The 732-nt window shown below is 61.7% G+C and carries 1 protein-coding gene; it reads right to left on the minus strand.

The window, feature by feature from the left end; translation table 11 throughout:
- On the minus strand, nt 1–630 hold a 630-nt coding region (locus CKO15_RS13805; RefSeq protein ID WP_420842154.1), incomplete at its 3' end, for a transposase.
- Nucleotides 631–732: the final 102 nt, after the last annotated feature.

The raw sequence follows: 732 nt of genomic DNA on the forward strand, positions 1-732 counted from the left end.
GGCTTCAAATCGCGTGGCCTGCTCTAGCCACTGCTCGTTGGCGAGTCCGAGACGCTGCAGGATGGGTGGGGCGTTTTGGGCGATGGCGCCGCGTTTTTTGGGGTTGATGGCGCGACCGGTGTGATCGACGAGTGCTAGGTACTCCTCGAAGGTGCAGGGGAGGCCGGCTAGTGTAGCCGCCGCCGCTGTCGCATCCCGAAAGGGCAGTAGCGGTTTGACGGGCGCGGGCAGTTGGAGGCACGAGAGCAATCCAGCGACCTCGACGCCGGCATTGAAGCGCTCTTGCAGAGCTTTGTCGAGATCGAAGCGCGGCTCGATGCGCTCACGTAGACCGGTGTGCTCGGACTCCTCAGGGGTTGAAGCGATGGCCGCACGCACCGGATTGAGATCGACGTAAGCCATACAGGCGAGCAGAGCGGCATCGCTGCCGAGGGCTTGCGACTTAAATCGTGCCTCCCAGAAGTGGCCCTTACAGCCGTCTTCTATGTTGGCCTGTCGGGCGATGGGCTCGTTGAGGCAGCGCATAAACCAGCTCAAATCCCCCAGCCGCTCCCGATAGGTCTCGATCCACTCGGCGAGTTCGATCTTCTCAATGGCATCGAGCTGCTTGCCGGCCAGATGCTTCTGCATCACGGGTGCGCCTTTATAGACGGCACGCCAGCGCTCGATGACCTCCTCATCGGACCACTCTTCGGTCTGACTGGGGTCAAGTTTGACGACGATGTGGCAGTG

It is taken from the genome of Halorhodospira abdelmalekii (genome assembly GCF_016583625.1).
In the GTDB taxonomy this organism is placed as follows: domain Bacteria; phylum Pseudomonadota; class Gammaproteobacteria; order Nitrococcales; family Halorhodospiraceae; genus Halorhodospira; species Halorhodospira abdelmalekii.